This window comes from Pseudomonas sp. RIT-PI-r (assembly GCF_001297015.1).
Classification (GTDB): Bacteria; Pseudomonadota; Gammaproteobacteria; order Pseudomonadales; family Pseudomonadaceae; genus Aquipseudomonas.
Window position 1 is genome coordinate 1 of record NZ_LIGE01000032.1, and the last position, 5,541, is coordinate 5,541.

Consider the following 5,541-nt stretch of genomic DNA (forward strand, 5'->3'; position numbering starts at 1 on the left):
ACTATATGCACGAACTCCCCGTTTAGTCCGACTACCACGCCTGTGCAGGTAACTGTTCTCTTGAGTCCAACCCTGACAGACACGACAAAACGCCACTGGCGGTAGCCATTGGTAAGAGGTTTAGAGGAGAGTCTTGAAGTTTCTGGTGTTATGGGGCTACACTAAGAGAACGGATTTGGTGACTGCGCTCCTCCAAGCCAGTTACCTTGGTAACGAGATCTGCCAGGATCGCGCTACCTTAGAAAAAACCACCTGCCAGGGTGGTTTTCTTCTTTTAAAAGAGAATACATTTAGAAAATCTGTCCCGCAAGAAATAAAGCTTATTTTTTCTTTGTCAAATAAAACCTATGGTCCATATCTAAGAAAACTGCATAAAAAACGTTACAGTCTAAGTAATAATTTTTACCTTTGTACTTTATAACCTTTCCATGGCAATTTTGGGGTACGATAAAGCCAACTAAGCGTGTCTCATAATCCATTCTAAACCGTCCCCACTCTACTCCCTTAGGAACATGATCGGGGTTATCAAAATCGCTGTTATCCGGAAAATTAACATAATTTTCATACACATGACCACTACCTTTACCAATTGTCTCTAACATCCAATGTGTTAAAGGCTCTCTACTATACACTCTGAGTTTTGTATAAAAGTCCGCAAGCGCCTCTTTTTTTAGATTATTAAAATCATAACCAGGACTTTCTGGATTGAAATAAGAAAAGTTGAATTTAAGTCTCGACGAAATGTCATTCTCCTCGTGTCCAACTGTTTTTTTCTTTTCCTCTTCTTCAATCTCACCTTTTTTGCTATCTATGAATGAGGATTTCTTTTGGTTTTTAAACCTACTCATAAATTAGGAACCCCTCCCAGTTTTTTCTTTAGGTATAACCCTGATATTTTCCTATCAGACCTCAAGACTGAGTTAGGAAGAATTTCATTAGGTATCTCATCCAGTCGATAACAAAAACTCTCTACCCCACTCTTGTCAACTAATACGGTTCTATACTTACCCAAATAATCCATTATCTCTGTATTGTGAGCAGTGAAAATAAACTGTGCTTTCTGGGTGTTTTTTATTTCATCCTCAAACAAATCAAGTATTTTTGGCAGCATCATTGCATGAAGGTGAATATCAAACTCATCTAAAGCTAACACTGCTCCTTTTTTTATTACATACCAATATACCGCTAAGTTCTTATATAAAACTTTTGTCCCGCTTGACTCATCATGAATAACAAGGTTGCTCGTGCCGCCTTCATACTTATGCTCGAAAATAGGAAGATAGCTTGCTTCATCAGGACTTTCTGAATCACTTTTTATTATCTTAACATCAGCAATAGATGAGTCCATTGACTTGAGAAAATCCACCATAAACTCTCTGATGCTATCGTTATCATGATAAAGCTTTGATACATCTCGAAAATCTAAGCTTGAAAACTTCTCACTCAATCCAGAGTAACCCACATTGCATACAAAGGAATTGAAGTAGCTTCTTACTGAAGTAATATCTTCCATCTCAGAATTAAAGTTAAAATTATTACTTAAGCTGATGACTGATGCATTAGTTTTTAATTTTACCTTTTTTATCTCACCAATAGACTTAAGGCACTTAATTATCTTATCGCCTTCTCTTTCAAAGACTACGACTTCTCTTTTTAGTTTTCGAGATAGCTTTTCATAAAAAACGCGCTCTGCATCTAAAGATAACTCATAAATATAATTGCTTTCATCAATACAAAATTCAATAACAAAATCGCTAGGCTCTTTATTTGCAAAGAATGAGTCTATAGGTATTTTACTATCAGCGCTAGTATCCGCAGAGTTTGCTATAAACCTTGCAATAAAACCAAGCCCTCTTATTATATTTGTTTTCCCAGATCCGTTCCCTCCTTTAATCCCCATAATATAACTTATGCCGTTTCTATTTGGCACTGTGTCTCTTACTCTTTTATCAAAAAGAAAGGACACTTCACCGCCTTCTTTGAATGAAAAGAAGTTTCTGAACCCAAAATGCTTAATCACTTTAAACCCTCCGTAATTCCTTAAGGCTACATTATGACAAAAACGTCAAAAGCTACAGGATAAGATTCAAAATAATTGCTGTTTGTTCAATTAATCTGCAGTGGTTGAGTCATAGTGAATTATTGATGATGAACACGGTTACTATGAGTGTGCTCTTCACGTTTGCAGCCTCGGAGAAGCAATTTTCATCCATACCCAAAAACACTCTGTTTTTACCATAACACCTCTTTGCCGCACCCCCGGAGAGGCCCTCAGCGCCATTCTGCCGCGAAGGGGGCGTTTCCGGCACCTTTCTCTGGCTTAAACCCTGAAAAACGGCCCTGATGATTTCTGCGCGGCTGCATAGGCATGCACCAAAGTGAATGGGGAAGGATTTGGGGCGGATGTTGTAACCAGAGGGGGATTTCTGGCACAAAACTCGTTACAGGGAGCATCACTGGCAATTACTTTTGATGCCCCGATCACAGGTCAGACCACGAGTGCTTTGTGACCATAAAAATGAGATTAAATTATTCTCGGTTCTCCATTTTGTGAGAGCCATACCCTGGGACAATTAAAAGGACTACACAGCATGGCAAATCATTGGTCAGGTCAGAAATGCACCGAAACTGGTACGTACGGCCAGTATAAAGACACAGATAATACTTATGCAGGTTCATCTTATGATCGTCACGTCGATAAGGGTGAAAACTTCCCGCCAAGCCTGAATAATCACCACTTCACCAAAAAGTAAAAACCTCCTGATGGGGCCTGCGCCCCATCTCCACACCTGTACGCAGACCTGCATCAGCCATAACGGTGAACGGGCGCACAGTTTACTGTGTGACGGTGAGGCGTTGGCCAAGCCGTCAGGCGCGGCAGTCCACTTGCTGACGCTGTTCTATCCTGCGTTCATCAGAGATTAAAAGAAGATTTCGACGCGTCGAAATTTATTAGGGTGCCGGGCGGAGCCTGGCCAGGAGGATTTGGCGTGCCGGCGGTACTCCAAATACACATCTTGTCCCGCTGTTTTGTGGCGCCGGCGCAGCTGGCGGTGGTCACAAAACATTTCCTGTCCGGAGTTAGGGTTTTCTGACCTGCTGCAGTTTCTGCGTGCCCAGAAAGCCCTCAAGGCTCAGATCTTCGTTGAGCCCGTCCCAGTGAATGCCGTGCGGGCTCAGTTCAAAAGTTGCAAGCTGCTCTGCGGTGGCGCCGGCCAGCGCGGGAAAATAAGACAGCGGTACGCCCAAGGTGCGCCCGTCGCTCAGCTGCAGCCACATGTTGTAGGGATCAAATTTTGCCGATTTGATGGAAACGCTCATCACGACCTCCGGTTGACCGTCACGAATTTACGTTGATAGTATGCCCGGGTAGTCCTGTCGTCCATGACGACCACCAATGATCCCACGGCCTGAGAGGATCGCCTTCGGGTGGCTGTACAGAACACTCCCGCAGCCTGAAAGGGAGAACGCAAAGCGTGGTACATCTGCTCACCCCTGGAAGCAGATATCGTCATAAACAGCGCACCTACGACGCGACGATGAGGGTTTCTTACACTACGCAGTGACGAACACAGTATATCCTGCCATCTGCTGACGGTTTTCAGGCCGCGGTAAATACCCCCTTATAAATCCGACAGGATTTATCCGCGGGAAACGCGTGATTTCCCGTGCTCACCATTCCGTTTTCCGGAAAGTACACGTTCTGCAGCGGCAAACGCGCCTGCGGACTGAGCGGCGTCACTTTGATGCTGGCAATGCCAGTACAAAGTGACGCGTGAAAAAACCACACTGCAGCCCCTGCGGCACAACGCTTTACGGCGATCTCCACAATCTGACGTGCACGTATTACGTGTTTTCATGCGCCCTGAACGGGCCTTAACCCAGCGCTGCGGACATAACTGCAGACGTGTTCAGACAAGAAAGGAAAATAATCAGCTCGGTATCGATGGCGACACCCGGAAGCGGGTGTGTGGAGGGAGTCTGACGCAAGTCAGCCCGGCGTAAGCCGCGAACAGGTCAGCGACCTGGGGAAACCTCGCAAGAACTCAACAATCTGTCATCCCGATGCACAGATACCAGCTGAGACGCAGGAAGCGCAAAAGTAACCGTGTCGTCGGGACCGAAGCACTGGATAAGAGTAAGGTTACAGGGTTAAAGACCGGTTATTTCCAGAACTGCCACCATTTAGCCGGAGGCGGTAAAGGTTGCTGCGCGCCCTGTTTATGCTCAAGAAGCAGCATTGCCTGGCGAAGGGAGCTGATATGTTCATCCCGCGAAGTTACAGCCTCTTTTAAACCCTCATTTTCCTTTTGCAACAACTCAATCTCATGCTGCAAGTGCTGTAAATCAGGGCTGTTAACCTGTGTAATTTGCTGCTCCGGGTTTACTGTAAAATCTGTAGCAGGAGGTAGGTTTTCAATAGTGCCAAACACCCTTATAAGCTCAGACGTATCAATGTTCTTTACAGTCCTTCCCGCCTTTACAACTGACGTAAAATTAAGTTGTCCGCTGTTCATCAGCTTGTAAATGGTAGGTCGACTAATGCCGGCAAGCCTGGCTGCTTCACTGATTGATACTTTTGCCATGCAAATTTCGCTATTCCTGAGTTAACGTTGCCATAAGACTGCTATGAAGACGTTCAGCATCCTCATGGAGCTTTTCACATATATCCGCTTCACTGTCAAAATCCAGCTCGTTGAGCTTTTCCAGCAGGAGCAGACTCTGGTCCTGAATGAATTTTGCCATGTTCAGCGCAGTTGTTTGCTGTTTGGTCATCAGACGCTCCCGTGCATACGTGTAATATGCTGAGAACTGGTGAAATGACGCTTCCTCGATTCCCCTGGCTGCGGCGAGCGTTGCTGATTAACGACGAAAAGGCTTGAGCTTGCTCCAGATGAATTCAGCGGCCTGCCGTTCTTCTGCACGTGCCTGTTGAGCAGCCTCGGCTTCACGCTGTCCCAGATATCGTCAGATGCTCGCGGGCAACCTGCAGCACCTCTTTTTTTTCCGGCACGGACAGCTTTTTCCATTTTGCTCGTTCCGCTGCAAAGACAGCATCATCAAGAAACTGCTGTTCAGTCTTAGATACAACATGCAGGCGTCCAGCCATAACCTCTTTAGGTCACCGTCAACAGCGCCCCTTTCCCCCGAGCCTGGTCCCGGGCACCCCGGTTTTCCATAGGCTCCGCCCTCCTGACGAACATCACAGAAATCAGGCGATTTCCGGTGCTCAAATCAGAAGAGGCGAAACCCGACAGGACTTAAAGATACCTACCATTTCTAGCAGGTGGCTCCCTCGTGCGCTCTCCTGTTCCCACCTTACAGATTAGCCCGTGTCTTTCCGCTGTTATGGCCGCGTTTTCTCATACTACGCCTGACACTGGGTACTGCTTAGGTGGTTCGCTCCAAGCTGGACTATATGCACGAACTCCCCGTTTAGTCCGACTACCACGCCTGTGCAGGTAACTGTTCTCTTGAGTCCAACCCTGACAGACACGACAAAACGCCACTGGCGGTAGCCATTGGTAAGAGGTTTAGAGG

Annotated in this window: 6 protein-coding genes; all 6 read right to left on the reverse strand. The window is 45.9% G+C overall.

Annotated elements, in window-relative coordinates; genetic code table 11:
• Positions 1-320 precede the first annotated feature (320 nt).
• Entirely contained in the window at positions 321-848 is a 528-nt protein-coding gene (locus AK821_RS19480; protein ID WP_064365107.1) for a hypothetical protein, read from the reverse strand.
• Entirely contained in the window at positions 845-2,020 is a 1,176-nt protein-coding gene (locus AK821_RS19485) for an AAA family ATPase (RefSeq protein WP_064365108.1), read from the reverse strand. Before AK821_RS19485 ends, AK821_RS19480 begins: the two co-directional genes overlap by 4 nt.
• 1,061 nt (positions 2,021-3,081) lie before the next feature.
• The gene (locus tag AK821_RS19490; protein WP_064365109.1) at positions 3,082-3,321 is read right to left on the reverse strand and encodes a DUF2442 domain-containing protein; all 240 of its coding nucleotides are present in this window, start codon (positions 3,319-3,321) and stop codon (positions 3,082-3,084) included.
• Between the two features lie 842 nt (positions 3,322-4,163).
• Complete coding sequence (locus tag AK821_RS19495) at positions 4,164-4,586, reverse strand: helix-turn-helix domain-containing protein (RefSeq protein WP_064365110.1); 423 nt, start codon at positions 4,584-4,586, stop codon at positions 4,164-4,166.
• Between the two features lie 10 nt (positions 4,587-4,596).
• Positions 4,597-4,776, reverse strand: coding sequence for a Rop family plasmid primer RNA-binding protein (locus tag AK821_RS19500; RefSeq protein WP_064365111.1), 180 nt, complete (start codon positions 4,774-4,776; stop codon positions 4,597-4,599).
• Positions 4,777-4,948: 172 nt separating this feature from the next.
• Complete coding sequence (locus tag AK821_RS30825) at positions 4,949-5,110, reverse strand: hypothetical protein (protein WP_161806103.1); 162 nt, start codon at positions 5,108-5,110, stop codon at positions 4,949-4,951.
• Positions 5,111-5,541: the final 431 nt, after the last annotated feature.